35 protein-coding genes and 1 pseudogene are annotated in these 24,122 nt (G+C 69.1%); 27 read left to right on the forward strand and 9 right to left on the reverse strand.

The window, feature by feature from the left end:
* Positions 1–238 precede the first annotated feature (238 nt).
* Both ACWD02_RS15240 and ACWD02_RS15245 read left to right on the forward strand, forming a co-directional pair.
* Complete coding sequence (locus tag ACWD02_RS15240; RefSeq protein ID WP_451209724.1) at positions 239–1,417, forward strand: acyl-CoA dehydrogenase family protein; 1,179 nt, start codon at positions 239–241, stop codon at positions 1,415–1,417.
* 121 nt (positions 1,418–1,538) lie between these two features.
* A complete protein-coding gene (locus tag ACWD02_RS15245; protein ID WP_451209727.1) occupies positions 1,539–1,916 on the forward strand; it encodes an STAS domain-containing protein in 378 nt (125 codons plus the stop codon).
* A 39-nt stretch (positions 1,917–1,955) separates the two neighbouring features.
* On the opposite strand, the gene ACWD02_RS15250 is transcribed toward ACWD02_RS15245, so the two are convergent.
* From ACWD02_RS15250 to ACWD02_RS15275, 6 genes are read right to left on the reverse strand one after another with little or no spacing between them, the layout of a single operon-like run.
* Complete coding sequence (locus tag ACWD02_RS15250) at positions 1,956–3,563, reverse strand: SpoIIE family protein phosphatase (RefSeq protein ID WP_451209730.1); 1,608 nt, start codon at positions 3,561–3,563, stop codon at positions 1,956–1,958.
* Positions 3,560–4,990, reverse strand: a complete 1,431-nt coding sequence (locus tag ACWD02_RS15255; RefSeq protein WP_451210780.1) for a sensor histidine kinase — start codon at positions 4,988–4,990, stop codon at positions 3,560–3,562. Before ACWD02_RS15255 ends, ACWD02_RS15250 begins: the two co-directional genes overlap by 4 nt.
* A 45-nt stretch (positions 4,991–5,035) precedes the next feature.
* Entirely contained in the window at positions 5,036–6,142 is a 1,107-nt protein-coding gene (locus ACWD02_RS15260) for an ATP-binding protein (protein ID WP_451209732.1), read from the reverse strand.
* Entirely contained in the window at positions 6,130–6,552 is a 423-nt protein-coding gene (locus ACWD02_RS15265) for an ATP-binding protein (RefSeq protein WP_451209735.1), read from the reverse strand. The genes ACWD02_RS15260 and ACWD02_RS15265 overlap by 13 nt, the downstream gene beginning before the upstream one ends.
* Complete coding sequence (locus ACWD02_RS15270) at positions 6,549–6,920, reverse strand: STAS domain-containing protein (protein WP_363206258.1); 372 nt, start codon at positions 6,918–6,920, stop codon at positions 6,549–6,551. The genes ACWD02_RS15265 and ACWD02_RS15270 overlap by 4 nt, the downstream gene beginning before the upstream one ends.
* Complete coding sequence (locus tag ACWD02_RS15275; protein WP_451209738.1) at positions 6,917–7,768, reverse strand: STAS domain-containing protein; 852 nt, start codon at positions 7,766–7,768, stop codon at positions 6,917–6,919. Before ACWD02_RS15275 ends, ACWD02_RS15270 begins: the two co-directional genes overlap by 4 nt.
* A gap of 259 nt (positions 7,769–8,027) precedes the next feature.
* Here ACWD02_RS15275 and ACWD02_RS15280 point away from each other — a divergent pair, with 259 nt between their 5' ends.
* The 5 genes and pseudogenes from ACWD02_RS15280 to ACWD02_RS15300 all read left to right on the forward strand — a co-directional run.
* Complete coding sequence (locus ACWD02_RS15280; RefSeq protein ID WP_451209741.1) at positions 8,028–9,401, forward strand: MFS transporter; 1,374 nt, start codon at positions 8,028–8,030, stop codon at positions 9,399–9,401.
* A gap of 62 nt (positions 9,402–9,463) precedes the next feature.
* Positions 9,464–10,324 (forward strand): shikimate dehydrogenase, encoded by an 861-nt coding sequence (locus ACWD02_RS15285; RefSeq protein ID WP_451209744.1) that lies wholly within the window; start codon positions 9,464–9,466, stop codon positions 10,322–10,324.
* Between the two features lie 16 nt (positions 10,325–10,340).
* Positions 10,341–12,155, forward strand: coding sequence for a bifunctional sugar phosphate isomerase/epimerase/4-hydroxyphenylpyruvate dioxygenase family protein (locus ACWD02_RS15290; RefSeq protein ID WP_451209746.1), 1,815 nt, complete (start codon positions 10,341–10,343; stop codon positions 12,153–12,155).
* 94 nt (positions 12,156–12,249) lie between these two features.
* Complete coding sequence (locus ACWD02_RS15295; RefSeq protein WP_451209748.1) at positions 12,250–12,927, forward strand: TetR/AcrR family transcriptional regulator; 678 nt, start codon at positions 12,250–12,252, stop codon at positions 12,925–12,927.
* Between the two features lie 47 nt (positions 12,928–12,974).
* Positions 12,975–13,184 (forward strand): annotated as a pseudogene (locus tag ACWD02_RS15300) (oxygenase MpaB family protein); the annotation flags it as partial.
* Positions 13,185–13,254: 70 nt separating this feature from the next.
* On the opposite strand, the gene ACWD02_RS15305 reads toward ACWD02_RS15300, so the two are convergent.
* The 3 genes from ACWD02_RS15305 to ACWD02_RS15315 all read right to left on the reverse strand — a co-directional run bounded on the left by ACWD02_RS15305 (position 13,255) and on the right by ACWD02_RS15315 (position 15,682).
* Positions 13,255–14,604 carry a tyrosine-type recombinase/integrase gene (locus ACWD02_RS15305; protein ID WP_451209751.1) on the reverse strand — a complete coding sequence of 450 codons (1,350 nt, stop codon included), beginning with the start codon at positions 14,602–14,604 and terminating at the stop codon, positions 13,255–13,257.
* Between the two features lie 21 nt (positions 14,605–14,625).
* On the reverse strand, positions 14,626–15,072 hold the full coding sequence (locus ACWD02_RS15310) for a hypothetical protein (RefSeq protein WP_451209754.1): 447 nt from the start codon (positions 15,070–15,072) through the stop codon (positions 14,626–14,628).
* Between the two features lie 157 nt (positions 15,073–15,229).
* Positions 15,230–15,682, reverse strand: a complete 453-nt coding sequence (locus tag ACWD02_RS15315) for a hypothetical protein (protein ID WP_451209756.1) — start codon at positions 15,680–15,682, stop codon at positions 15,230–15,232.
* A gap of 504 nt (positions 15,683–16,186) precedes the next feature.
* On the opposite strand from ACWD02_RS15315, the gene ACWD02_RS15320 reads away from it, so the two are divergent.
* The 20 genes from ACWD02_RS15320 to ACWD02_RS15415 all read left to right on the forward strand — a co-directional run bounded on the left by ACWD02_RS15320 (position 16,187) and on the right by ACWD02_RS15415 (position 24,099).
* Positions 16,187–16,519: a hypothetical protein gene (locus ACWD02_RS15320; RefSeq protein ID WP_451209758.1), complete on the forward strand. Its 333-nt coding sequence runs from the start codon at positions 16,187–16,189 to the stop codon at positions 16,517–16,519.
* Between the two features lie 55 nt (positions 16,520–16,574).
* Positions 16,575–16,892 (forward strand): hypothetical protein, encoded by a 318-nt coding sequence (locus tag ACWD02_RS15325; protein WP_451209761.1) that lies wholly within the window; start codon positions 16,575–16,577, stop codon positions 16,890–16,892.
* Positions 16,893–17,043: 151 nt separating this feature from the next.
* Complete coding sequence (locus tag ACWD02_RS15330; protein WP_451209763.1) at positions 17,044–17,235, forward strand: hypothetical protein; 192 nt, start codon at positions 17,044–17,046, stop codon at positions 17,233–17,235.
* On the forward strand, positions 17,228–17,722 hold the full coding sequence (locus ACWD02_RS15335; RefSeq protein ID WP_451209766.1) for a hypothetical protein: 495 nt from the start codon (positions 17,228–17,230) through the stop codon (positions 17,720–17,722). Before ACWD02_RS15330 ends, ACWD02_RS15335 begins: the two co-directional genes overlap by 8 nt.
* Positions 17,719–17,979: a hypothetical protein gene (locus ACWD02_RS15340; protein WP_451209769.1), complete on the forward strand. Its 261-nt coding sequence runs from the start codon at positions 17,719–17,721 to the stop codon at positions 17,977–17,979. The genes ACWD02_RS15335 and ACWD02_RS15340 overlap by 4 nt, the downstream gene beginning before the upstream one ends.
* Complete coding sequence (locus tag ACWD02_RS15345) at positions 17,979–18,284, forward strand: hypothetical protein (protein ID WP_451209772.1); 306 nt, start codon at positions 17,979–17,981, stop codon at positions 18,282–18,284. Before ACWD02_RS15340 ends, ACWD02_RS15345 begins: the two co-directional genes overlap by 1 nt.
* Positions 18,281–18,529: a hypothetical protein gene (locus ACWD02_RS15350; protein ID WP_451209774.1), complete on the forward strand. Its 249-nt coding sequence runs from the start codon at positions 18,281–18,283 to the stop codon at positions 18,527–18,529. Before ACWD02_RS15345 ends, ACWD02_RS15350 begins: the two co-directional genes overlap by 4 nt.
* Positions 18,529–18,711: a hypothetical protein gene (locus ACWD02_RS15355; RefSeq protein ID WP_451209777.1), complete on the forward strand. Its 183-nt coding sequence runs from the start codon at positions 18,529–18,531 to the stop codon at positions 18,709–18,711. The genes ACWD02_RS15350 and ACWD02_RS15355 overlap by 1 nt, the downstream gene beginning before the upstream one ends.
* Positions 18,708–18,929 carry a hypothetical protein gene (locus ACWD02_RS15360; protein ID WP_451209780.1) on the forward strand — a complete coding sequence of 74 codons (222 nt, stop codon included), beginning with the start codon at positions 18,708–18,710 and terminating at the stop codon, positions 18,927–18,929. Before ACWD02_RS15355 ends, ACWD02_RS15360 begins: the two co-directional genes overlap by 4 nt.
* A complete protein-coding gene (locus ACWD02_RS15365) occupies positions 18,922–19,425 on the forward strand; it encodes a hypothetical protein (RefSeq protein WP_451209784.1) in 504 nt (167 codons plus the stop codon). The genes ACWD02_RS15360 and ACWD02_RS15365 overlap by 8 nt, the downstream gene beginning before the upstream one ends.
* Complete coding sequence (locus tag ACWD02_RS15370; RefSeq protein WP_451209787.1) at positions 19,422–19,640, forward strand: hypothetical protein; 219 nt, start codon at positions 19,422–19,424, stop codon at positions 19,638–19,640. The genes ACWD02_RS15365 and ACWD02_RS15370 overlap by 4 nt, the downstream gene beginning before the upstream one ends.
* Complete coding sequence (locus ACWD02_RS15375) at positions 19,637–19,792, forward strand: hypothetical protein (RefSeq protein ID WP_451209790.1); 156 nt, start codon at positions 19,637–19,639, stop codon at positions 19,790–19,792. Before ACWD02_RS15370 ends, ACWD02_RS15375 begins: the two co-directional genes overlap by 4 nt.
* Complete coding sequence (locus tag ACWD02_RS15380) at positions 19,789–20,205, forward strand: DUF6197 family protein (RefSeq protein WP_451209792.1); 417 nt, start codon at positions 19,789–19,791, stop codon at positions 20,203–20,205. The genes ACWD02_RS15375 and ACWD02_RS15380 overlap by 4 nt, the downstream gene beginning before the upstream one ends.
* The gene (locus ACWD02_RS15385) at positions 20,202–20,600 is read left to right on the forward strand and encodes a DUF6292 family protein (protein WP_451209795.1); all 399 of its coding nucleotides are present in this window, start codon (positions 20,202–20,204) and stop codon (positions 20,598–20,600) included. Before ACWD02_RS15380 ends, ACWD02_RS15385 begins: the two co-directional genes overlap by 4 nt.
* On the forward strand, positions 20,597–21,058 hold the full coding sequence (locus tag ACWD02_RS15390; protein ID WP_451209798.1) for a hypothetical protein: 462 nt from the start codon (positions 20,597–20,599) through the stop codon (positions 21,056–21,058). The genes ACWD02_RS15385 and ACWD02_RS15390 overlap by 4 nt, the downstream gene beginning before the upstream one ends.
* A gap of 167 nt (positions 21,059–21,225) precedes the next feature.
* Entirely contained in the window at positions 21,226–21,507 is a 282-nt protein-coding gene (locus ACWD02_RS15395; RefSeq protein ID WP_451209801.1) for a hypothetical protein, read from the forward strand.
* 126 nt (positions 21,508–21,633) lie between these two features.
* On the forward strand, positions 21,634–21,927 hold the full coding sequence (locus ACWD02_RS15400) for a hypothetical protein (RefSeq protein WP_451209804.1): 294 nt from the start codon (positions 21,634–21,636) through the stop codon (positions 21,925–21,927).
* Positions 21,924–22,817 (forward strand): PD-(D/E)XK nuclease-like domain-containing protein, encoded by an 894-nt coding sequence (locus ACWD02_RS15405; RefSeq protein ID WP_451209807.1) that lies wholly within the window; start codon positions 21,924–21,926, stop codon positions 22,815–22,817. Before ACWD02_RS15400 ends, ACWD02_RS15405 begins: the two co-directional genes overlap by 4 nt.
* On the forward strand, positions 22,814–23,665 hold the full coding sequence (locus tag ACWD02_RS15410) for a hypothetical protein (RefSeq protein ID WP_451209810.1): 852 nt from the start codon (positions 22,814–22,816) through the stop codon (positions 23,663–23,665). Before ACWD02_RS15405 ends, ACWD02_RS15410 begins: the two co-directional genes overlap by 4 nt.
* A gap of 59 nt (positions 23,666–23,724) precedes the next feature.
* On the forward strand, positions 23,725–24,099 hold the full coding sequence (locus ACWD02_RS15415; RefSeq protein WP_451209813.1) for a hypothetical protein: 375 nt from the start codon (positions 23,725–23,727) through the stop codon (positions 24,097–24,099).
* The last annotated feature ends 23 nt before the right edge of the window (positions 24,100–24,122 follow it).

The raw sequence follows: 24,122 nt of genomic DNA on the forward strand, positions 1-24,122 counted from the left end.
CACTACAGGTCGCTTCAGATCACTTCGAGTCGCTTTGGTGCATTCGAAGCGTGAGTACGGACGCCGCTCAGCCCGGCACTCATCGATTTCGCGACCGAGACCAAACCGAGACAATGTCTAAGGTGCGATCACGTCCGGACGCCACCTGTGTCGCCGCCATTCCCTATTTCTGAAACGCGTTCTACTGTGTGCGCCGTCAAGCCCGAGCCCGGGGGAGCCAGCCAGAGCAGGAGGGGTCGTGCACCTCGAATACACGCCTGAGCAGCGGCAGTTGCGCACCGAGCTGCGGTCCTACTTCGCGGATCTCGTGCCCGACAACGCGTATGCGCGGTACGCCGATCCGGCCACGCAGAAGCAGTTCTACCGGGAGACCATCCGCCGTCTCGGCGGTGACGGGTGGCTCGGTGTCGGGTGGCCCGAGGAGTACGGCGGCCGGGGGCTGTCGCCGATGGAGCAGTTCATCTTCTTCGACGAGGCCGCGCAGGCCGGCGTCCCGCTGCCGCTGATGGCCCTGAACACCGTCGGGCCGACCCTGATGCGGTTCGGCACGGAGGAGCAGAAGGCGTACTTCCTGCCGAAGATCCTCTCCGGAGAGCTCGACTTCGCGATCGGCTACAGCGAGCCGGACGCGGGGACCGACCTCGCGGCGCTGAAGACCAGGGCGGTCAAGGACGGCGAGGACTACGTCGTCAACGGACAGAAGATCTGGACCACGAACGGCGACACCGCCGACTGGGTCTGGCTCGCCGTCCGCACCGACCCGGACGCCCCGCCCCACAAGGGCATCACCATGCTCCTCGTGCCGACGAGCGACCCCGGCTACTCCTGCACCCTCATCAACACCCTCGCCTCGCACGACACCACGGCGAGCTACTACGAGAACATCCGCGTCCCGGCCTCGCGCCGCGTGGGCGAGGAGAACAAGGGCTGGCGGCTCATCACCAACCAGCTCAACCACGAACGCGTCACACTCGCCGCCCACGGCACGATGGCCATCCGCGCCTTCCACAACGTGCAGCGCTGGGCGGCCGACACCAAGCTCGCCGACGGCCGCCGCGTCATCGACCTCGGCTGGGTCCGCCGGCGCCTGGCCAGGACGCACACCAAGCTGGACGCGATGAAACTCCTCAACTGGCAGATGGTGAACGCCGTCCAGGAGGGCACCCTCACCCCGCAGGACGCCTCCGCCGTGAAGGTGTACGGCTCCGAGGCGCGCAGGGACGCGTACGCCTGGCTCATGGAAGTGGTCGGCTCGGCGGGCTCACTCAAGGAGGGCTCCGCGGGCGCCGTGCTGCACGGCGAACTCGAACGCGGCTACCGCAGCGCCGTCATCTTCACCTTCGGCGGCGGCAACAACGAGATCCAGCGCGAGATCATCTCCTGGATCGGCCTGGGGATGCCGCGGGTGCGCCGCTGACGCCGCGCCCCGAGGAGCAGGTGCCGATGCCCTTCCCCGCGGCCTCCCCGGCCTACTGGTATCGGGTGTACGTTACCGTCCCCCCGACACACGAGGCTCCGAATGTGCAAGCATCGTCAGCATGGCTGAGGAACGAATGGCTGGCAGCGAACGAGCCCGGCGGACCGAGCAGTTCTCGGTCGTCTCCACGCCTCTCGACGACGTCACGGTCCTGACGCTCGCCGGTGAGATCGACCTGGACACCAGCGCCGACGTACGCCGGGCGCTCGCGGCCGTCACGGCGCCCCATGCCCACGTCGTCGTCGACCTGCGCCGCGTCACCTTCATCGACTCCAGCGCCATCAACGTCTTCATCGCCGCCCACCGGGATCTCACCGAGGCCGGCGGCCGGCTGCGCCTGGCCGGCCCCGCGGAGTCCGTGGCCCGGACCCTGGAGATCGTCGGCATCGACACCTTCATCGAGATCCTCTCCACACTCGATGAAGCCCTCGACGAGTGACTTCTCCTCCCGTGCCTCGCCGGCTCGGACCTTCCCGTATCAGTGCAGATCCGCGGCGAGCAGCGCGATGTCGTCGTCCTTCCCTCTGCCGAACCTGTCCAGGAGATGGTCGCTGAGGTCCTGCAGCCCGGGCGGACCGGCCGTGACCGCCTCCATGAAGGCGGTGAGCGTGACGCTCAGGGAGATGTTGCGCACCTCGACCAGACCGTCGGTGACGAGCAGCAGCCGGGTGCCCGGTGGTGTGGACACGGCCGTCGGGGCCGGGTGGGGCGCACGCAGTCCGAGGATCGGTCCGTGGGGGGTGTGGAACCGCGCGTGGCCGTCCGGCCCGACGACGAGCGGGGGGATGTGGCCGGCGTTGGCGACCTGCAGACGCCGCCCCCCTGGTTCGACGAGGACCAGACAGAGCGTGGCCGTCACGGTCGGCTGTGAGTGGGCGAGCAGTGTTTCGAGGTGGCCGAGGATCCGCTGTGGCGGGTGCCCTTCGATGGCGTAGGCGCGCAGCGCGTGGCGCAACTCGCCCATCACGGTGGCCGCCCTGAGCGAGTGGCCGAGCACATCGCCTATCGCCAGCAACAGGCCGCCCGCGGTGGGAATCGCCTCGTAGAAATCCCCGCCGATCTCCGCGTTCTCGGAGGCGGGCAGATAGCGGAAGGCCAGGTCGATGCCGTCGACGGAGGGGAGGTCGCTCGGCAGGAAGGAGCGCTGCAGGGCCAGGGCGAGCGTGTGTTCCTCGTTGTACGTGCGCAGCGCCTCGAGTGCCAGCGCGCAGGCGTGGGCCAGCTGTTGGAGGAGATGCTCGTCGTCCGTTCCGGTGAGCGCGTCGGAGGGGACGGCGAGGCAGACAGGGGGGCGTCCGCGTTTGGTCCGCGCCACCGCCATGGCGATGGGCCCGTCGTCGAGGTGGCCCGCGGGCAGCAACGCCTGCCACTGTCCCCGTGAGACCTGGGCGATCGTCGCGCCGGTCCCCTCGCCCAGGCCTCCTTGGAGCAGCCGGTCGAGCACGTCCGGCCGTGCCGCGTACGCCCGGGTCGTCGCGTCCGGGCCGTCGCTCGTGCTGTGGACCGCCTGCCCCTCGGGCGAGAGGAAGACCGCGTCGGCCGGGGACGACAGCAGCCGGGCGGTGCCCCCGGTGGCCGCCGAGGCGAAGGAGTGGAAGCCGATGGCGCTGTAGACGGACATGGTCGCTTCGTTGAGGGTGAGGAGCCGTTCGGCGAGCCGCTCCGCCCGGCGCCGCGCTCTGGCGTAGCGCAGCGTCGCCGTGACCGTGGCGAGCAACTCATCGGGATCGAGGGGCTGGTTGAGGTAGGTGTCCGCGCCTCGTCGCAGCCCTTCGGCGTGATCCTCCGCGCTGACGGCCGACGCGGAGATGTGGATGACGGGCAGGGCCGCCGTACCGGCGTTGCTCTTGATCTTCTCGCTCAGCTCGAACCCGCTCATGTCCGGCAGGCGCACGTCCACGATGGCGATCTCCGGCAAGGGCGTGTCGGTCGAGGCGAGATGTCTGAGGCCCTCGCCCGCGTTCTTCGCGCCGATCACGACGTGTCCCGCACGCTCCAGCCAACTGGTGAGGAGGTACAGGTTGGTCTCACTGTCCTCGACGACCAGGATGCTGGCGTGAGTGGCGTCCTGAGTGCTGTCGATCACTGTGCGCCTCCACCGGCTTCCTCGCCGCGTTTGCCGGGTGTGTGAACCGGGACGAGCACTTCGACCCGTGTGCCGACCCCGAGCGTGCTGGTGAGCCCGAGTGTGCCCCCGAGGAGCTCGGTCAGGGTGCGGGCGTAGGGCAGCCCCAGCCCGGTCCCCGCATGCCCGCTCTGGTGGGGGCCCCGGACCTGGTAGAACTCCTCGAAGACGCGGCTGAGTTCCTCTGCCGGGATGCCGACTCCCGTGTCGGTGATCGTGACGCGCAGGGACGGCGACCGCTCGTCGTGCACGTCGATGTCCAGCCGCACTTCGCCCTCGTCGGTGAACTTGCAGGCGTTGGACATCAGGTTGCGCAGGACGTGGGTGAGGAGTTTCTCGTCCGTGACCACCGTGGGGAGGCTCTTCAGGTCCGGGGTGACGATCGAGACGCCCTTCGCCCCGTAGGTGCCTCGGAACGTGGCGCTCAACTGTGTCACCAGCAGGCGCAGGTCGACCGGCGCGTGCTGGACCTCGAGCAGCCCCGATTCGGCCTTGGCGACGTCGAGGAGGTCGCTGACGAGTGACAGGACCGTCTGCCCCGACGCCTCGATCAGCGTGATCTGCCGGCGTTGCTCCGCCGACAGCGGCTCCGAACCCGGGTCAAGGAGCAGGCGGACCAGTGCGACGACGGCATTGATCGGTGCGCGCAGCTCGTGGCTGATGTTGGTCCAGAACCGCGTCTTCGCCTCGCTGGCCTCGCGGAGCTGCCGGGATTTCTCGTCCAGTTCCGAATGCAGGGCGAGTACACCGATGTTGGTGGTCTCGAGTTCCTTGGTGAGTTCCGAGTAGAGGGCGAGCACCCCCTGGTTGGTCTCCTCCAACTCCGTGTTGAGCCGCCGCAGTTCCTCGTTGAGCCGCCGCAGTTCTTCGCGCTGGGCCCGTGTCTCCTCCAGCGTCGTGATCAGATCGCGCGTCTGGGTCCTGAGGAAGTCGGTCTCCGTGGTCGGGCCGGCCTGGCCGAGGGCCTGGGTCAGGCGCTCGGCCATCTCGGTGGCCGTGAGGTGGTTCACCGGCAGCGACTGGCGGACGGTGACGCGGCCGCCCGTCTCATGGGGCGCGAACTCGCTCACGACGAGCCGGGAGACCAGTTGCAGGGTTTCGGGTGTCGGCTGCCGGTCGCGGCCCCACTCGAGCGTCACGACGAGGGTGGGCTGCTCGCCCGACTCGGCACGGAAGGTGACGGTGCTCGCACCGCAGCCCAGGCGGTCCCGGCCCAACTCGCTCAGCGCGGTCGCCAGTCGGACCTGGTCCTGATGCTCCAGGCCGAGAGCCGCGGCAGCACGCTGTGCACCGCGTCTGAGGCGGAACACGTCCTGCGCGGAGGCAAGGCCGAGGGAAGCCGCCGTGTGCGGTCCGTGGCGCGCGTCGGCGACGCGACGTCCGGGGATGCCCCGGGAGGAGTCAGCAGGCACGGCCGTCCCGCCCTTCGCTGGTCACCAGACCCCCTTGACCGCCACCACGCCGGCATCGTCCCGGCGCACGCCGGCTTCACGCAACAGCTGCCCGGCCATGACGAGCGGCGAATGGTGAAGAAGCCCGGGCAGAGCCATGTGATCCCACCGCTCGGTGAGCCCGTCGGAGTGCATGATCAGGGCTCCGCCTTCGGGCAGTTGCTCCTCGAACGTCCGAAGACGGCGCACGTTCGCGCCGACGATTCCGGGCACCGACAGGAGTGTCCTGCGGCTGCCGTGGCCGATGAGGAAGCCGCTGATGTTGCCTATGCCGCAGTACCGCACCTGTCCTCTCGCGGGCTCGATCCTGGCGACCGCCGCCGCGCCGCCCCGGGTTCCCCGGAGCGCGTGGTGGATCGCGTTCATGATGTCTTCCGGGTCGGTGGCGGGGGTGTCGTGGAAGGCGTTCACGGCCGCCGTACTGGCGCGGGCCGCCAGCGGGCCGTGCCCCAGGCCGTCGCACATCATGACGAGAACGGCGGGCTGGTGGGGGCCGGTCGCGGAGTCCTGCCCCGTGCCGGTGTCGGCCCCCGTGCCGGTGTCGAGTCGGGCACTCCAGGCGTCACCGCAGGTCATCTCGCCACTGATGGGCCGGGTGACACCGGAGACACACGGCCGCCCGGCCGACATCGCCGCCGTCACGCCGTCGTCGTCCGCGCGGCGCGACCAGAACTGTGCCGCCATGACCGTTCCCTTGCCGGGCACGGAGTGGATGTCGAAGTGGTCGGCGAGCCTGGCCACGGCGCCGAGCCCGATGCCGAGCGTGCCGGCGCCGGAGGTTCCGTCGGCCAGCGCGGCGGACACGTCGACCATGCCGGGCCCCGAGTCGACGGTGACGAACTCCACCGCGGCTTCTTCCTCCGTGTGCAGCGTCCGGAGCAGCAGCGCCCCGTCCGTGGCGTGGCGCTGGATGTTGGTGGCGGCCTCGGTGACGGCAAGGGCGACCTCCGCGGCACGATGCGTGTCGAGGCCGATGCGCCGGGCCAGCGCGGCCGCCGCCCCGCGTGCCGAGGCCGGCAGGGACGGACCGTCCCGGAACCAGCTCATGTCACGGCTGGCCAACAAGATCCGGGTTCTCACCGGGCCCACTTGATGATGGTGACCGCGGTGCCCACGCCGACCTCCGTCACGAGTTCGAACTCGTCGACGAGGCGCCGGGCACCGCTGAGCCCCAGGCCCAGACCGGCGCCCGAGGTCCAGCCGTCCGTCATCGCCCGTGCCACGTCCTCGATGCCCGGCCCCTCGTCCTCGAAGACCGCCGCGACTCCCTGGCGGCCGTCCTTCTCGACGATCCCCGCCGTGACGGACCCGCCGCCCCCGTACACAAGGGTGTTGCGGGCCAGCTCGCTCGCCGCCGTGATCATCTTCGTCTGGTCCACGAGCGAAAGGCGACACCGCTGTGCCAGGACGCGGATGGTCTGCCTGATGCCCACCACGTCCCTGTTGTGCGTGATGGCGTACACCTGCGGCGCCTCATCAGGCAGCCAGGGGGCTGTCACGCCTCGTCCGCAGAGGAGGAGCGCCGCAGCCGCGCCAGGCCTTTCTCGAGGTCGAGTGCCGTGCTCACTCCGCCGAGTGACAGTCCGAGTTCGACGAGCGTGATGGCGACGGCGGGCCGCATCCCGACCACCACGGTGCGGGCGTCGAGCATGCGGGAGATGTCAGCGATCGTCGCCAGCATGCGCCCCACGAAGGAGTCGACGATCTCCAGCGCCGTGATGTCGATGATGACGCCCCGGGCGGACCGGTTCACGATCTGCTCGGCCAAGTCCTCCTGCAACTGCAGGACCGTCTGGTCCTCCAGGTCGAACTGGATGGACACCACCAGCACCTCGCCGATCCGCAGGATCGGCACCCGCTCGGTCACAGTTGCCCGGCCTTGCGGGCGACCATCTCGACGCCCGACTTCTTCAGGGCCAGCTTGAGCGCATCCGCGAGGCTCGCCTTGGTGACGATGCCGTCGAACTCGATGCCCAGTGCCACGATCGTCTGCGCGATCTGCGGCCGGATGCCCGAGATGGTGCATTCGGCGCCCATGAGGCGGGCCGCGACGATGGTCTTCAGCAGGTGCTGTGCCACCTGCGTGTCCACCGCGGGTACGCCGGTGATGTCGATGATGGCCTGCTCGGAACCGGTGTCCACCAGCGCCTGGAGCAGTTTCTCCATGACGACCTGGGTCCGTGCGGAGTCCAGCGTGCCCACCAGGGGCACGGCGATGACGCCGTCCCACAGCCGCACCACGGGCGTGGACAGCTCCATGAGTTGTTCGGCCTGCGCGGAGATGAGCTCCTCACGGGTCTGTGTGTACGTCTCGATCGTGAACAGGCCGAGGCCGTCCAGTACGCGGCTGAGACGGCCGAAGGCGCGGATCTCGTCGACCGAGCCGTCCTGGAGCACGGGTTCAAGGACCTGCTTCAGCGCGAAGACGCTCGACGCCGTCTCCGTGGGCGAGAAACCCTGCCGTGCCCTGTTCCTCGACAGCTCCATCAGAAGGGCCCGTACTTCTGACATCTGTTCGCCGTGCACATCGCTCGTGCCCTGGCCGAGTGCTTGCACCAGCGCTTCGTGCAACTCGTTGAGTTCACGGCTCAGTTCGGCGACGCTCACACGGCCTTTCAGTGTGCCCGAGACCTGTTGAACCCACTCGCCGGCCAGGTCCCGGTCCTTGGCCGACAGCAACCTCACCAGCTCGGCCACACTGCCTTGTTCAGCCACGTGACTGCTCCCCATTTTTTGTCATTTTCGGCCTAGCGCCGCAGCGTACGGCACCGTGACAAGGCGGGTGAGCCGATCCGGCGAAGCTCACCGATCCGGGTCCGGGAGCGCCGACCGTCTGTTGGTGCCGGATGTATTGACACGGCCCGAGGGGCGGGGCGAGCATCTCACCCAAGTTAATTAACTATCTAGTGCGTTAACTACGTCCCTCGCGTCCTGCCCCCGCTCGTGGCCAGGCCGCTCTCCCCGAGGAGTTCACGTGTCCGCTCACCCGCAGGCCGATCAGCCACCGGCCGCGCCGCCCCAGGGCAGGCCACGCAAGGCCGCCTTCGCCGCCTGGATCGGCAGCGCGCTGGAGTACTACGACTTCTTCATCTACGGCAGTGCCGCCGCCCTCGTCTTCCCCAAGGTCTTCTTCGACCCGGACGACCCGGCCACCGCCACCCTGATCTCCCTGGCCACCTTCGGCGTCGCGTACGCCGCCCGCCCCCTCGGTGCTCTCGTCCTCGGCCACTTCGGCGACCGCCTCGGCCGCCGGAAGATCATGGTCTGGACGCTGATCCTGATGGGGCTCTCCACCTTCCTCATCGGCTGTCTGCCCACGTACGCCCAGGTCGGGACCATCGCCCCCGTGCTGCTCGTGCTGATGCGGGTGTTCCAGGGTCTGTCCGCGGCCGGCGAGCAGGCCAGCGCCAACGCCATGACGCTGGAGCACGCGCCGGAAGGCCGGCGCGGCTACTACACGAGCTTCACCCTCAACGGCACCCAGGCCGGTCAGCTCCTGGCGACCCTGGTGTTCCTGCCGGTCGCCGCACTGCCGGACGAGCAGCTCTACAGCTGGGGCTGGCGCATCCCGTTCCTGCTGAGCGCCCTCGTCGCCGTCGCCGGATACGTCATCCGCCGCACCCTCGACGAGACCCCCGTCTTCCAACAGGTCTCCGCCGACCGGGAGGTGGCCAAGATGCCGCTGGCGGATCTGCTCAGGAATCACTGGGCCGACGTGCTGCGGGTGGTCGCCGCCGCGCTGATCGCGACGGTCAGCACGATCTTCTCCGTCTGGGCCCTCTCGTTCGCCACGAGCGACGCGGTCGGCCTCGACAAGACCGCCATGCTCTGGGTCGCGGGCAGCGCCAACGCCGTGGCCCTGCTCGCCATCCCGCTCTGGGCCAGGCTCTCCGACCGGATCGGCCGCAAGCCCGTCTTCCTCATCGGGGCGATCGGCAGCGGAGTGATGATCTTCGTCTACCTGTGGGCGATCTCCACCGGCGACTACCCACTGGTCTTCGTGACCGGAGTGCTGCTCTTCGGTGTCGTCTACAGCGCGGCCAACGGCATCTGGCCCTCGTTCTACGGCGAGATGTTCCCCGCCAGGGTCCGGCTCTCCGGCATGGCCATCGGCACCCAGATCGGCTTCGCCATCGCCGGTTTCGCGGTGACCTTCGCGGCCCAGATCGACGGCCCCGACGGCGACGGCTGGCTCGGCGTCGCGATCTTCACTGCCGCCTTCTGCGCGATCTGCGCGATCGCCGTGGCCACCGGGCGCGAGACGCACCGCGTGCCCACCGGCGACCTCGGGCTGCGTGCCGGCGAAGCGAAGGAGCCGCGGGCGACGCCCGAGGCCGCCGCCCTTTGAACCGGCCGCGCGTCACCGCGCCCGCGTGAACGACCGTGCCAAGACGACCACAGGAAGCATCGATGACCTCGTACCTCACCGGCCTGATCGGCTCCGGCATCGGCCCCTCCCTGAGCCCCGCCCTGCACGAACGCGAGGCGGACCGGCACGGTGTCCGCCTCGTCTACCGCACCCTCGACATCGACGTCCTCGGCGTCGCGCCCGAGGCCGTGGGCGACCTCGTGCACGCCGCCCACCGCCTCGGCTTCGACGGCCTGAACATCACCCACCCCTGCAAGCAGCTGGTCATCGAGCACCTGGACGAGCTCGCCCCCGACGCCGCCGAGCTCGGCGCCGTCAACACCGTTGTCTTCAGGGACGGTCGCGCCATCGGGCACAACACCGATGCCACCGGCTTCGCCCAGTCCTTCGCCCGCGGCCTGGCCGACGCGTCCACCGGTGACGTCGTACAGCTCGGCGCGGGCGGCGCGGGCGCGGCGGTGGCACACGCCCTGCTGAACCTCGGCGTCGACCGGGTCACCCTCATCGACACCGACCCGGCCCGCTCCGCCGGCCTCGCCACCGCGCTGACCGCACGCTTCGGCCCCGGCCGTGCGGCGTCCGCGCCCACCGCGGCGATGGCCGAGCGGCTCCTGGCCGCGGACGGGCTCGTCCACGCCACCCCGACCGGCATGGTCGCGCACCCGGGCCTGCCCCTGCCGGCCGCGCTCCTCAGGCCAGGACTCTGGGTGGCCGAAGTCGTCTACCGGCCGCTGGAGACCGAGCTGTTGCGCGAGGCCCGCGCGATCGGCTGCCGCACCCTCGACGGCGGCGGGATGGCCGTCTTCCAGGCAGCCGACGCCTTCCGGCTCTTCACCGGGCTCGAACCGCACACCGGACCGATGCTCGCCGACCTCGGCGATCTGGCCGCCTTCCCGGCCTGACAGGAGGACAGAGAACATGCGCAAATCGATCGCCACCGTCTCGCTCAGCGGCCCGCTCTCCGAGAAGCTCACCGCCATCGCCACCGCCGGATTCGACGGCGTGGAAATCTTCGAGAACGATCTGCTCGGCGCTCCGCTCAGCCCCGAGGACGTACGGCTGCGCTGTGCGGACCTCGGCCTGAGCATCGACCTCTACCAGCCGTTCCGCGACTTCGAGGCAGTCCCCGCCGACGTTCTCGCCCGCAACCTGCGGCGCGCGGAACGCAAGTTCGCGGTGATGGAGCGCCTCGGCGCCGACCTGCTCCTCGTCTGCTCCAGCGTCGCCCCCGAGTCCGTCGACGACGACAAGCTCGCCGCCGAGCAGCTGCGGCTTCTCACCGACCGGGCGGCGGAGCACGGCATCCGCATCGCCTACGAGGCCCTGGCCTGGGGCCGCCATGTCAGCACGTACGACCACGCCTGGCGGATCGTCGAACAGGCGGATCACCCGGCTCTCGGCACCTGCCTCGACAGCTTCCACATCCTCTCCCGTGGGTCCGACCCCAAGGGCATCGCGGCCATCCCCGGCGAGAAGATCTTCTTCCTGCAGCTGGCGGACGCGCCCCTGATGGCGATGGACGTCCTCCAGTGGAGCAGGCACTACCGCTGCTTCCCCGGCCAGGGCGGTTTCGATGTCGCCGCCCTGGTGTCCGCCGCCGTGCGGGCCGGCTACCAAGGGCCCCTGTCCCTGGAGGTGTTCAACGACGTCTTCCGGCAGGCGGGGGCGGCCTCCACCGCCGTCGACGCGCTGCGCTCGCTGCTCCTCCTGGAGGAGCAGGCAGGCCTGTCCACGCTCCCCGCCGCGGCCGTCCCCTCCGGCTTCGCCTTCGCCGAGCTGACGGCGGCCGACACCGAACCGCTGCGCGGAGTCCTCGAGGCACTCGGCTTCGCCCACACCGCACGCCACAACTGGAAACCGGTAGAACTGTGGGAACAGGGCGAGGCCCGGATCCTGCTCAACACCGGTGTCAGCGGCCGCCGTCAGGGCCCCGCGCTGACCGCCGTCGGCGTGGAGACCCCCGACCCGGGCCGGGCCGCACGGCGTGCCGAGGAGGTGCTCGCCCCTGTCGTGCCGAGGCGCAGGGCGCCGCAGGACGCACCCCTGGACGCGGTCGCGGCACCCGACGGCACGGAGTTCTTCTTCTGCCGCACGGAGCGGTCCGACCACCCGAGCTGGACCGGTGACTTCACCGGCGTCGGGTCGCGCTCGCTGCCGGGAGAGGGGGCGGGCGAACAGGCCAGGTTCGTCCGCCGCATCGACCACATCGCCCTCACCCAGCCCTGGCACCAGTTCGACGAGGCATCCCTGTTCCACCGGGGGGTGCTCGGCCTGGAGGCGGACGACAGCCTCGATCTGGCCGACCCCTACGGCCTCGTGCGCAGCCGGGCCGTCGCCTCCCCCGACGGCGGTCTGCGCATCGTCCTCAACGTCGCGCCGGCGCCGGACGCCGAGGGAGTCCGCCTCCAGCACATCGCCCTGGCCACCGACGACATCGTCGGCGCGGCCCGGCGCGTCCGCGAGAGAGGCACGAGCCTGCTCCCCATCCCCGCCAACTACTACGACGACCTCGACGCCCGCCACGAACTGGAGCCACAGCACCTGGCCACCCTCGCGGATCTCGGCATCCTCTACGACCGTGACGAGAACGGGGGGTTCCTGCACTGCTACACCGCCACGGTCGGACGCGTCTTCTTCGAGCTGGTGCAGCGGACGGGCGGCTACCGGGGATACGGGGCACAGAACGCGGCCGTACGCCTCGCCGCGCAGCATCTTCACCAGCAGGGGGTGTGACCTGCCGGCCGGGATCCTGCCCGCGGTGACAAAAGCCCCGAGAAGGCCCGCGGTTAGACTGACCGGCGCCGATGAGTCCGCCCTGAGGAGCCGCATGGCCGCCGCCGTCCCCCCGTCGCCCCCGCCCGTCAAACGCACCCGGGACGCGGCCCGTACGCAGGGGGAGATCCTGGACGTGGCCACCGAGGAGTTCGCCCGCATGGGCTTCGCGGGGGCCAGGGTGGACGAGATCGCCGCCCGCATGCGGACCACGAAGCGGATGATCTACTACTACTTCGGCAGCAAGGACCAGCTGTTCACCGCGGTCCTGGAGCGGGCGTACAAGGTCATCCGGCACGAGGAGCAGCAGCTGGACGTCGGGCACCTGGATCCGGTGTCCGCCATCCGCCGCCTGGCCGAGCTCACCTTCGACCACCACGAGGCACATCCGGACTTCATCCGTCTCGTCAGCATCGAGAACATCCACGAGGCCCAGCACATCGGCGCCTCGCCCAGCCTCGGCTCCCTCAGCTCCCCGGCGATCGACGTCATCGCCTCGATCCTCGAAGCAGGGCGCGAGCAGGGTGTGTTCACGGCCGAGGTGGACGCCGTCGACCTGCACGCGATGATCAGCTCGTTCTGCTTCTTCCGCGTCTCCAACCGGCACACCTTCCGCACGCTCTTCGGCCGCGACCTCACGGAATCCTCGCGCCGCGAGCACTACCGGACGATGCTGGGCGACATGGTCATCTCCTACCTGACCTCGGATCGCCCGCGCACGCAGGGGAGTTGAACCTCCCACGGTCGCGGAGGCGTAGCCTGCGGCCAGGAGGTGGTTGTATGCGCGAGACATCCTCACCGGGGCGCCCGGCCGCACCGGACCCGGGACTCTTCGGCCCCTCGTCCGTGACCTGGCAGATGCACGGCGACCCGATGATGTGGGTCGCCGGGATCCGCGCCCTGTACCTGCAGGCGCTGCACCCCCGCGCGGTCCGCGGCGTCATGCAGAACTCCGACTTCCGCAAGGCTTTGAGTGCTGACGGACGCTTAACCTGTATGTACACGGCGATCAGTTCGCCCGAAGGGGCCCGTGGGGAGGATCTGGGGAGATCTATAACTGTCAGTTCTCGTCAGGCACTTCAGGCCCCGAAGGCACTGGCGTCTCTGCCTGCCTAGCAGTATCCAGCAGGCGCCCCAGCGCCGCCACTGCACGCTTTCCCGACTTCGGCATGAAGTGGACGTAGGTCCTTAGGGTGAAGGCAGGGTCGCCATGCCCCAGCCAGTCTGCCAGCTGGCCGATCGTCTCCCCTTCGGCGAGCACCACGCTGGCAAACGTATGCCTCAGCACATGGAAGCCCTCCTCGCGAGGCATCTCCCACGTCGTCCGACGCCACGGCTTCTTGCCCTTGCCAGGCACGCGCTCCACGACCGGCCTGGGGATGACGCCAGCCTCGGCGAGCGCAGGCTTCCACTGGGTGTTGTTGAAGGTGTCCCGGTAGACAGAGTCCGCCGAGGAAGGTGTCGTCACATACAGACGAACCGTCCGCAGCTCCCGATCGGCCCAGGGAAGATTCGGCCGGTCGGGATCGATCCACGGCAAGGTGACCTGCACCGAGGGAAACCGCTCCGCGTACTCCGTCAACGCGTGTCCCAGCTCGGGCGGGCAGGGAGCCTCACGTGTCTTGTTGCCCTTGGGTGGCGCGAACCCCATCTTGCCGCCCACCACTACGACTTGCCGAGTCACCTTGATCACGTCGTCAGTGCCGCCGGTGATCTCGACGTCGTCGGGCGAAAGGCCGAACGTCTCGCCCTGGCGCAGCCCGGCCGTAACAGCCTCGTCCAACAGGATGCGGTAGCGGTCGTCCAGACAATTCCTGACAGCCGTGACTGTCTCCAACGGCCACGCCTTGGCCCGCGACTTCGGCGGCCTGGGCGCCTTCAGCTCCGGGTCCCTGAACGGATTCTCAGGAACCCGCTTGGCCTTGTAAGCGGCCTGCAGGATTGACGAGAAATGTGCCCACGTGGCCGCGAGGGTACTGACGTCCAGGCTGCGCTCTGCCCTGGTTGACCAGCTCTTGATCTCGTCGTGACCGATGCGGCTGAGTGGAAGCGCACCCACGTGGGGCAGGATGTGGTTGAAGACCCGGCGCTTGACGGTCTCCCTGGTCGTCGGCGGCATCCGGACGTTCGGCCACCAGTGCTTGCGCACATACTCATCCAGCGTGATCTTGCCGTCGCGAGGGTCGTAGAACGCGCCGCGGGTCGTGTCGGTGGCCGCTTCCTTCAGCCACGCCTTGGCCCCGCCGTCTCCTTCGAGCTTCGTGAAGGACCGGCTGCGAACCCCGGGGATGCCGGCGACCTTCCACCGCTTGCCCTGATTACATCGGGCCGTCGGCGCGCGTGTGGCCTTGCCCGTCTTGGGGTCGGGCGGCCCCTTCTTGTACCAGCGGTCCTCGATGTACCCCGGCATGGAACCCCCTCGAACAAGCCGTCAGACAGGGACAATCTCAGGGGAGTCCATCGTGACGATCTCCCCACGCCACAGCTGGAACCAGCATCCCCCGGCCAGGAACTCTTCTATGGCCGGATTGATGGCGTTCACGAGCACATCGACTGACGCGAGGGGGGAGATGTGCAGGGCGACCAAGCCCTTGTCCTCGCGTATGTCCAGCAGAGGTGCTGGCCGGAGGCGGGACAGTTCGAAGGTGCAGCTGAGCGGACTGCCGGGGGACTTGGCGGATATGACCTCGCCCTCCCAGATCTGATACCACTCCGCCTGCGAGAGGAAGTCGGCGAGGGTGCGGTTGAGGGAGGGGATGAACTGGCGGGGCGAGGCGCGTCGGGCGACGGAGATCTCCACGAGCCCCCGATCTTCCCGCCAGTCGGAGAACGCGCCTCCCGCAAGGTCATCAGTGGCTCTGTACACAACACGCAGCATGGATGCCTCCCCACGTTCGGTACACCTGTGGCCAAAAGGTCGCAAGTGCACGGTTGTGGAAGAGTACGACCCGTGCATAGTCATCGACAATCGGTTGTCGAAAATGCCTACTTGAGAATCTTGTCGATCAACCATCCGGGCGGGGCGGGGTGTTGTGCTACTCCTCGCGGCGTGACCGTTGGTCGGCTTCGATCATCGCGAGCCAGCGCTTCTTCTCCTGCTCCGACATCTCTCCCAGGTGCGAGACGATGATGCGCGTCGTGTCCCCGTAGCCGGTTAGCTCGGTTGCCCGGTACTCCAGCCACTGCTCGGCGGCAGCTTCTTTGACGCGTCGCTCGGACTTGCCGATCGCGGCGGCGATGGCGCGCATCTGCAGCGGGGTGGGGGCACTCGCAGGCGGATTCTTGATCAGCTTCTGGAAGTACTGCCAGGAGATCTGCTCGCCCGACTCCGGGTCGACGGCGACCTTGCCGAGCTGGCGCAGGCTCTTGCCGGCGTCGAGAGCTTCCTGGATGAGCTTGGAGAGTGCGCCTGCGGGGGAGGGGTCGGCCGCGCCGGGGTCCGGGGCGGTGGCCGGAGCCGTCATGTCCTCGTCGTCCTCTCGGTTCACTCTTCCACCTGCTGTTTCTATCTGTCGGAGGGGGCGCCGGAAAAATAGCAGGTCAACCCGTACAACCATCCCCGTTTGTAGACGGATCGTCTACAGATCGATGCTATCCGGCCGGAAACTTTGCCGATACTCGACACTGGGGCGACCCAATCTGTAGACACGATGACTACAGAGGTGCTCTACTAGAACCAGTCAAAGCCACTCCGTACCACTGGAGATCCACTTGAGCCACGCCCGCTATCCACTGAAAAGTCCAGCGATCTTCAAGTGGGCTATGGAGAACCCCGGCAACGGGATCCCCTACTCGGTTCGGAAGCTGGCCGCCGCCAGTCAGTGCGACGCAGGGACTATCCAGAAGCTGCGTGACGGCAAACAGCAGACCGTGAGCGTCTCCGATGCTCACGCCCTCGTGGAGGCCCTGGGTTACCCCCTCCTCGGCCTTTTCGCGCCCCCAGTGACGCCGAATCGCGTCACTTCGACTACGGATCAAGAAAAGGAGTGATCGTGCCGCGTACCCCCCAGTACGACCGACCGGCACCGCCGGGCTACGTCTACGCGGATGAAGCGTCCCGCCTCACCGGGCGCGCCATCGAAACCCTCTACAAGGACCGACAGAAGGCCCCCGAGGACAACCCGGGCCCGAAGTCCGAGACGCTCAACCGCAAGGCCGTCTGGAGTCTCACCGCCATCGACGAATGGCTGGCAGAGCAGATGAGCCCGAAGGTCGACGCCAATCGCGAAGCGGAGAACCGCCCGCCGGAGCCCCGCAGGCCGCGCAAGAAGGCCGCCGCCCGCACTGCGAAGCGTTCCACCGCCGCGTTCGACCCCGCCGCCTAGAGCGGCATGCGGCCCCACCCTCCAGACCCGCGCACCACTTCGAGATCGGATCGCCGTGACCATCGACTCTCTCGCCGCCCGCATCCTCACTCTTGCTGCCGACAACCTGCGCCCTTACGCGACCGCTCAGGACTGGCGGGGTGTCGAGTTCGACCAGTGCATGACCGAGGGACTGCGTGACATCGAGATCAGCCGGGCGAGGCAGTCCGTCCTGATCCCTGTTGCCAGGTTGTCGACGGTCGACGGGGCTCGCGCCTTGGTGGCGACGCTGATCCCGCCGGTCGCGGGGACGGTCGCCGAGTACGCGGACCGGCTGTATGAGGCCGCCGCGAAGTGCGGCGCCCGCACCACCGCCGTTCAGTCCGCCGCCTAGAGCGGCATGCGGCCCCGACGCCGGGGGCTACCGGCAGACGGGGCCTACGAGATCCACCTTCACCATCTCCAGAAGAGAAAGGCAGAAGCTCGTGCCTTCATCATCTCCCACTCCGAGTGCTCCGACTCCCGGCGGGTCTCCGCTGGTTGAGTTGATCGACTCCTCCGTCACCGAGATCAAGATCATGCCCGGGTTTGGTGCCCGGCTGCAGGTCGTGGTCTGCGGCAACGAGGGCATGCCCGAGGCGATGCCTGGCGCGGTGGCTGCGGTCACCGTGTACGGCGACGGCCGCATCGAATACCACCCCGTCCCGGTCGCCGAGGGCGGTGCCGGCGATGAGTGACCGCCTGTCGCCGCAGCGCGAAGCCGAGATCCGCAACCGCATCCCCTCCGTGTACGACGGTCCCTGGGACTACCAGTGGGACGACAGCGAGGGCGCCCGGTACAGCGGCTGGGTCATCTCATACCCCACCGACAACCCACTCGCTGGTCTTGTCGCGGAAGTTCCCGACTACGGGGAGCAGCTCGCCGACTTCATCGCCCACGCCCGCACCGACGTGCCCGCCCTCCTCGCCGAGTTGGCTGCGGTCCGCGCCGAACGCGACGAGGCGCGGGCCGAGGTCGAGCGCCTGAAGGGTCAGCGGTCCTTCCTGCTGAAGCAGATCCAGAAGAAGGACGCTCGGTCCGGCGATGGTGACGCGGCACTCCGGCGATTCCTCGCCCCGACGCCCCTGGAAGACCAGGCGGCCCGCGAGACGGACCCGGCTCGGCGGTCCGCAATGCGGATGATCCTCCGTCGTCCGCCCGAGGACGAGGGGGCCGAGCGATGACCACCATCGGTATCCCGCCGCGCACCCCGAAGTCCTGGGACGTGGACCCCGGCACGGTGGCTGCTGAGGCTGCGTGCATCACGCTCCGGCAGGCCGCCGCCCACTCGCACTCCCCGTCCGACCGCATCGCCTACGCGCTCGACGAGCGGCTCGTCGCCCACATGGACGAAGAGCCCACCGAGGCCGACTACCCCGGATGGGCCGAGCACATCGCCGCCCTCACCGCCAGCAACAAGCAGCCCAGGGAGGGCTCCTGATGCGCGCCTACGACTTCTGGACTGAGACCGGCACAGTCGATTTCGGCCCGTACTCCGTCGCCACCCTGACCCTACGGCCGAGCAGTGACGTGACGGCCAACGAGTTGCAGATGCTGTTCCCAAGCGCGATGCCGGTGGAGAAGCAGCTGGTCGTCGCCGACCGTGTGCTGCGCCAGGTGACGCGGTGGCGCGACAACATCGCCGAGGCCGCCGACCGGCAGCGCACCGCCGCTGATGAGCTCGCCGAGGCCCGCGCCGAGATCGAGCGTCTCAAGGCGGAGCGCGAGGGTGGTGACGAGTCATGACCGCTCGCATCCTCGGCCCGATCACCGTCGACCTCGCTGACGGCCCGGTCCGCACCCGCTACGACCGTGACCCGGACGGCAAGCAGCGCGCCACGCTAGTCCTCGGCGAGGGCAGCAACGAGATCGGCATCACCGTGACCGGCTCCAGCCCCGAACTCCTCGACAAGCTGGTAGCTGCCGCAGCTGAACTCCGCGACTGGGCGCTTCGGCAGGAGCTGCTCGCGGACCTCCCGGAGGTGGCGTGATGGCGACGGCGATCGACCGCCGCCCGCTGGCGGACCGTGAGGAAGACGCCTTCGTCGCCGTGTACCGCGACGCGCACCGGGCGTTCGGCGACAACGAAGCCCTGTGGACGCCCGCCCAGTGGGACGCCGTACAGATCGCTCTCGCCACCGTGCACACGGACTTCGAGGAGGCGGCCTCATGACCGCGGTCCTGCCCGAGCGGCCCACCGTCCTCGATGAGCTGCCGCTCATGCCGGTCACCGCCCCGCCGGTTGTCCTGCCCAGCCTCCTGGTCGGCGTCGGGATCACCGTCCGCCACGTCCCCCGATGGATTACCGACCCGGACCTCATCGAATCGATCCTCGCCGGATTCATCGACATCCCCGACGACCTCAACCCGCAGGAGGCCCGCAATGCGTGAGCAGACGAAGGCCTGGCCCTACGGCGGGGACGCGGACCGTGACGACCCGCTGACCGCGCTCCGTATCCCGGTCACCGGCACCCATCCGCGCTGGCGGTACATCGCCACCTTTGACCGCCAGTCGGAGGTCCGGCCCACGGACGCGGAGGCGCTGATGCTGGCCTCCTACATCGAGGAGTACAAGGTCTACTTCTTCGGCGCCGACGGCTGGTACAAGGCCAAGCTCGAAGAGCAGCCCCTCGACACCGACGCCGTCACCCGCATCTTCCACAAGTGGGCCGACGACGACTGGTCCTACCGGGTCGTCACCTGGGAGCGCGGCCCGTTCTGGGTCCCCTGCAGCCCCGTCCTGCGCGGCGGCTTCTACGACGACACCGACCTCGGATCGCACAGCCTCGTGCAGGTCATGGACCGCGCCCACACGATCGCCAGCGACGAGCCGATGACGCACTGGCTGGAGTGGAAGGCCGCGCACCCGGAGGTGTTCGGGCCGTGACCCTCGAACTCGGAACCGAAGACCCCCGCCGCCGCAAGGCCACACCGCGGCAGCAGCGCTGCGCCGCCATCCGTATCGCCGACGCCATCGCCGCCGAATACCCGCAGGAGCCCGACGGCCGGCGGCTCGGCCAAGACCCCGTCATCGCGGCTGGACTGCGTGAACTCCTTGCCGCACTCGGCCTCGACACCAAGACCAGCAAGGAGGCGCCGTGACCGACAAGCCCCCGCGCTCGACGTTCGCCGAGCGGGTCAAAGGCCGCGGCGAACTGGCCGCCACACTCCGGCGGATCGCTGAGCGCATCGAGCAGCGCCGCGACGACGACACCTACGACGACCAGCCGACACCCGACCGGAGGAAGCCGTGACCACCGCCACCGAACCTACGGCCACCGAGGTCGCCGACCTCTGCGACCAGGCCGCGCAAGTCCTCGTCGTCAACGGCCTGAACAAGCGGCACCTGTACGACACCCGCCAGGCCGAGGGCGGCACGAAGCTCCCCGACTGCCGAGTCGACGTGATCGGCGCCCTCAACATCGCCGCACACGGAACACCCCGCTACGCCTGCAGCCGACTCGTGCAGGCCGCCGAGCAGGCCCTCCTCGACCGCCTCAAGGTGCCGGCGCTCGTCACCTGGAACGACGACCGCGCCCGCAAGCAGGCCGACATCGTGCAAGCACTCCGCGACACCGCGGCCGGACTCCGGGCGGGGGGACGCGTGACCCACATCAACGCAGTCCGCGCCACCGACCCGATCACCACCCACGGGGGAACCAAGTGACTGACATCGAGACCCTGCACGACGAGTACATGAAAGCCGTCATCGACGCGCTCGAAGAGCACGGCCGCATGCCGAACAAGCCGGAGTGGGGGCGCATCAGCGACGGCGAGCACCTCGACGCCGTCTTCAACTACGGCCCGCGCAACACGTGGGAGCACGGCGTCACCGTCTACTGGGACGAGCGCACCGGCTGGCAGTACACGGCCCTCGACGAGCACGGGCGCGGCACCCACGCCGAAGACCTGCCGATCGAGTTCCTCGCCGCCCCCGGTGCTGTGGCCCGCGCCGTATCCAAGCTCCTCCCTGACCGCCTCGAAAGCCATCCGGGCAGCACCGAGCGGTGGGAGCACGCCGACCAGCTGCAGGCCGCCCTCGACGAGGAGGCGACGGCATGAGCGTCCTCGACACGGTCCGCGCCTTCGCTGACTGCCGCGGCCTCACTCGCCGCCAGGTCGTCCAGAAGGTCGGGCAGTTGGTAAGGGAGGCCGACGATGCGGCCTGTCGGCTGATCGAGATGGCCACCGAGATCGACGAGCTGAAGGCCGAACGCGGTGGCCTCGAAGCGCAGCTGGACCAGGCGGGGATCGACGTATCGACCGTCCTGGACGATCTGCGGATCTCCCGTGGCGAGACCGAACGCGCTCTCGCCGCCCTGACTGCCACGAAGGCCGACCTTGCCAACGCCACCGCGGTCAGCGACCTGCCGCAGCACGTCAGCACCCAGCCCGTACCCGTCGTGCAGCAGCGGTTCGCGGACGGGCCGGTCGTCCACCTCAACGCCTCACCGATGGCCGCCGTCACCGACCCCGGCCACGTGCGGGCCGCCAGCTGGGGCGTCGAGGACACCACCTGATCTGCCGGGCCGTCGGCTGGACACCCGCCGGCCGCCCGGCGCCCAACGCAAGAAGCCCCGAGCGCTAGAGACGCCCGGGGATCCGACACCAGCATCCCACGGAGGAACCCGTGAACGCTTCCACCCACGAGGTGAGGGCCACTCGCACCGCAACACCTGCCCTGGCCATGGCTGTCGAGCCTGTGCCCGGCCTGCGTGTGTACGAGCAGCCCGACGAGCTCCGCAGCGACGCCGACATCACCCACCCGTGGCGGCTCGGCCACCACTCCGGACTCGCTATGGCCGCCTTTGCCAGCCAGGAGGACGCCCTCAATGGCGCCCACCAGGTCGCCGAATTCGCCGATTGGACTCGGGCGGCCGACGAACTCCGGGCTGACCCCGGATTCGACCTGACCGGCTATTACGACCGGCTGATGGAGAAGACCAGCGGCCTCCTCATCGCCGACTGATCCATAACTCCCATAGACGGCCGCTGGAATCCCCCATCCGCGGCCAGCCAGGGCCCCGCTGCCCGACCAACCCCCCCGGTCTGCGGCGGCGGGGCCCTGGCATCCCAATCCCTTTTGGAGCGTCACATGCAGAACATGAACCGCGAGGGCCTCCTGCGCCTCATCGACGACATCCGGGCTTCCGTCGCCACCGGCGACAGCCTCGAAGGCAACCTGCAATACCTGCTCGCCGACACCGACGCCGAGCACCCCTACAACGTCGCAGCGACCTACCGCATCGGCAACCGCATGGGGCAGGGCGGCTGCGTCGTCATCGGCGCCGGTACCGGCCCCCTCGCCTGCCCCGGATGCGCCACCACGGACGGCGACTTCGACCTCAAGACCGGCCGCTGCGAGACCTGCACCGAGGCCGCCGCATGACCGCCGCCGTCGAGGTCGAAGCGCCGACCGAGGTGGTCGTCGAGCCACCCGCCCTGGGCCTGCACACCGACCTCTCCAATGAGGCCTACCACGCCGACAAGACGTCCCTGTCCTCGTCTGGCGCCCGCAAGCTCCTCCCGCCGTCGTGCCCCGCGAAGTTCCGCTGGGAGCAGGACAACCCGCAGCCGACGTCCAAGACGTTCGACTACGGCAACGCCGCCCACAAGACCGTCCTCGGCAACGGGCCCGACCTCGTCGTCATCGAGCACGACGCATGGACGACCAAGGTCGCCAAGGCTGAGGTTGCCGAAGCCCGCGAGATGGGCGCCATCCCGCTCAAGCAGCACGAGATGGACATGGTCAACGCGATGGCCGATGCCATCCGCAAGCACCCGCTCGCCGCGGCCCTCCTCGACCCCGCCTACGGGGCCCCCGAGCAGTCCGGGTTCTGGATCGACGAAGCCTCCGGGATCCGCTGCCGCGTCCGCTTCGACTGGCTGCCCTCCATGCACCAGGGCCGCCTGATCATCCCCGATTACAAGACCACAACCGACGCCAGCAACGAGGCGATGCAGAAGGACATCGACAAGTACGGCTACAACCAGCAAGCCGACTGGTACGAGACCGCCTCCCGCGCCCTCGGACTCGGTGACCAGGCCGCCGAACTTCTCTTAATCGCACAGGAGAAGAAGCCTCCCTACGCGGTCAACGTCATCGGCATCGAACTCGGGTCTCGCCTCATTGCCCGCGCCAAGAACCGCGCCGCGATCGAGACCTTCGCCGAGTGCATGAGCACCGGCATCTGGCCTGGCTACGCCGATGACGAGCCCAACTATCTCGCCCTGCCCGGCTACGCCGAGAACCGCGACAAGGAGCTCTACCTTCCATGAACTTCCCCGTCCAGCAGGCCCAAGGCCCCGACCGCATCGGCCAGTCCACCGCCGTCGAGCAGTCCCGCGCCGTCGCCGAAGTCCAGGCCGCTATCTACGTGGCCCGCCAGTTCCCCCGCGACGTCGGCCGCTCCCGCTCTGCCATGCAGGCGGCCTGTGGGTCGATGTCCCTCGCCGAGAAGGCCTTCTACAAGTTCCCGCGGGCCGGCGGCTCCGTCGAGGGCTCCACCATCCACCTCGCCAAGACCCTCGCCCAGTCGTGGGGCAACATCCAGTACGGCGTGTCCGAGATGCGCCGCGACGACGAGTACCGCCAGTCCGAGATGCAGGCCTGGGCGTGGGACGTCGAGGCCAACACCCGGCACGTCCTCACCTTCATCGTCCCCCACGCCAAGTTCGCCAACAAGCAGGTCCAGCCGCTCCTCGACCTGCGGGACATCTACGAGAACAACGCGAACAACGGGGCCCGCCGCCTTCGCGAGGCGATCTTCGCGGTGATCCCGGACTTCTTCATCGGCGAGGCCGAAGACCTCTGCCGGGAAACCCTCAACAAGGGCGACGGCAAGCCGCTGGAACAGCGCATCGACGGCGCCATCCAGGTCTTCCAGCAGCTCGGCATCACCGCCGACCGCCTAGAGCAGAAGCTCGGACGCCCGCGCGCCCAGTGGAACGGCGCCGACATCGCCCAGCTCCTCATCACCCACAAGTCGATCGGCCGCCGCGAGATCGCCGTCGACGAGGCCTTCCCACAGGCCCGCATCACCGGCAGCGAGATCAAGAAGAACGGCAGCGGCGGCAAGAAGCAGGGCCCGTCCGACGACCCCTGGGCCGGAGAGCCCACCAAGTAGCCCGCACACGCCAGGTCGCCCCGCGGGCAGTGCGGGGCGACCCAGACCAAGGACACCACATGACCAAGCAGCTCACCGTCGCCGAGCGTCTCGCGTCGACCGAGAAGGACGCGCTCCTCGCCGACATCGCCAAGCACTCCGAATGGGACCGCTTCCTCGTCGAGCAGGCCGTCCTCCACTTCGGGGAACGACGCGCCGAATGGTCGTGCAACCAGATCCGGGACGTGCTCCCCGACCTCGGCCCCGGCTTCCTCGGCGCCGCGATCACCTCGCTGCGCACCGCGGGAATCATCGAGCACACCGGGCAGTACGTGGCTTCCACCAGCCCCGGCACCCACGCGCACGTGATCGCCGTCTGGAGGCTGACCGCGGACGGACTGCGGATCGCACGGCAGCGGCGACAGGCCCGCCAGCAGCAGCGGAGGGCCGCCTGATGTGCACTTTCGCCCTCACTGTC

The organism is Streptomyces sp. NPDC002853 (genome assembly GCF_053591915.1).

Coding starts and splice junctions, on each gene's coding strand:
- ACWD02_RS15245 (WP_451209727.1), top strand. CDS start 1,539: ATGGCTGAGGAACGAATGGCTGGCAGCGAACGAGCCCGGCGGACCGAG.
- ACWD02_RS15285 (WP_451209744.1), top strand. CDS start 9,464: ATGACCTCGTACCTCACCGGCCTGATCGGCTCCGGCATCGGCCCCTCC.
- ACWD02_RS15290 (WP_451209746.1), top strand. CDS start 10,341: ATGCGCAAATCGATCGCCACCGTCTCGCTCAGCGGCCCGCTCTCCGAG.
- ACWD02_RS15295 (WP_451209748.1), top strand. CDS start 12,250: ATGGCCGCCGCCGTCCCCCCGTCGCCCCCGCCCGTCAAACGCACCCGG.
- ACWD02_RS15305 (WP_451209751.1), bottom strand. CDS start 14,604: ATGCCGGGGTACATCGAGGACCGCTGGTACAAGAAGGGGCCGCCCGAC.
- ACWD02_RS15310 (WP_451209754.1), bottom strand. CDS start 15,072: ATGCTGCGTGTTGTGTACAGAGCCACTGATGACCTTGCGGGAGGCGCG.
- ACWD02_RS15335 (WP_451209766.1), top strand. CDS start 17,228: ATGAGTGACCGCCTGTCGCCGCAGCGCGAAGCCGAGATCCGCAACCGC.
- ACWD02_RS15340 (WP_451209769.1), top strand. CDS start 17,719: ATGACCACCATCGGTATCCCGCCGCGCACCCCGAAGTCCTGGGACGTG.
- ACWD02_RS15345 (WP_451209772.1), top strand. CDS start 17,979: ATGCGCGCCTACGACTTCTGGACTGAGACCGGCACAGTCGATTTCGGC.
- ACWD02_RS15350 (WP_451209774.1), top strand. CDS start 18,281: ATGACCGCTCGCATCCTCGGCCCGATCACCGTCGACCTCGCTGACGGC.
- ACWD02_RS15355 (WP_451209777.1), top strand. CDS start 18,529: ATGGCGACGGCGATCGACCGCCGCCCGCTGGCGGACCGTGAGGAAGAC.
- ACWD02_RS15360 (WP_451209780.1), top strand. CDS start 18,708: ATGACCGCGGTCCTGCCCGAGCGGCCCACCGTCCTCGATGAGCTGCCG.
- ACWD02_RS15365 (WP_451209784.1), top strand. CDS start 18,922: ATGCGTGAGCAGACGAAGGCCTGGCCCTACGGCGGGGACGCGGACCGT.
- ACWD02_RS15390 (WP_451209798.1), top strand. CDS start 20,597: ATGAGCGTCCTCGACACGGTCCGCGCCTTCGCTGACTGCCGCGGCCTC.
- ACWD02_RS15395 (WP_451209801.1), top strand. CDS start 21,226: ATGGCTGTCGAGCCTGTGCCCGGCCTGCGTGTGTACGAGCAGCCCGAC.
- ACWD02_RS15400 (WP_451209804.1), top strand. CDS start 21,634: ATGCAGAACATGAACCGCGAGGGCCTCCTGCGCCTCATCGACGACATC.
- ACWD02_RS15405 (WP_451209807.1), top strand. CDS start 21,924: ATGACCGCCGCCGTCGAGGTCGAAGCGCCGACCGAGGTGGTCGTCGAG.
- ACWD02_RS15410 (WP_451209810.1), top strand. CDS start 22,814: ATGAACTTCCCCGTCCAGCAGGCCCAAGGCCCCGACCGCATCGGCCAG.
- ACWD02_RS15415 (WP_451209813.1), top strand. CDS start 23,725: ATGACCAAGCAGCTCACCGTCGCCGAGCGTCTCGCGTCGACCGAGAAG.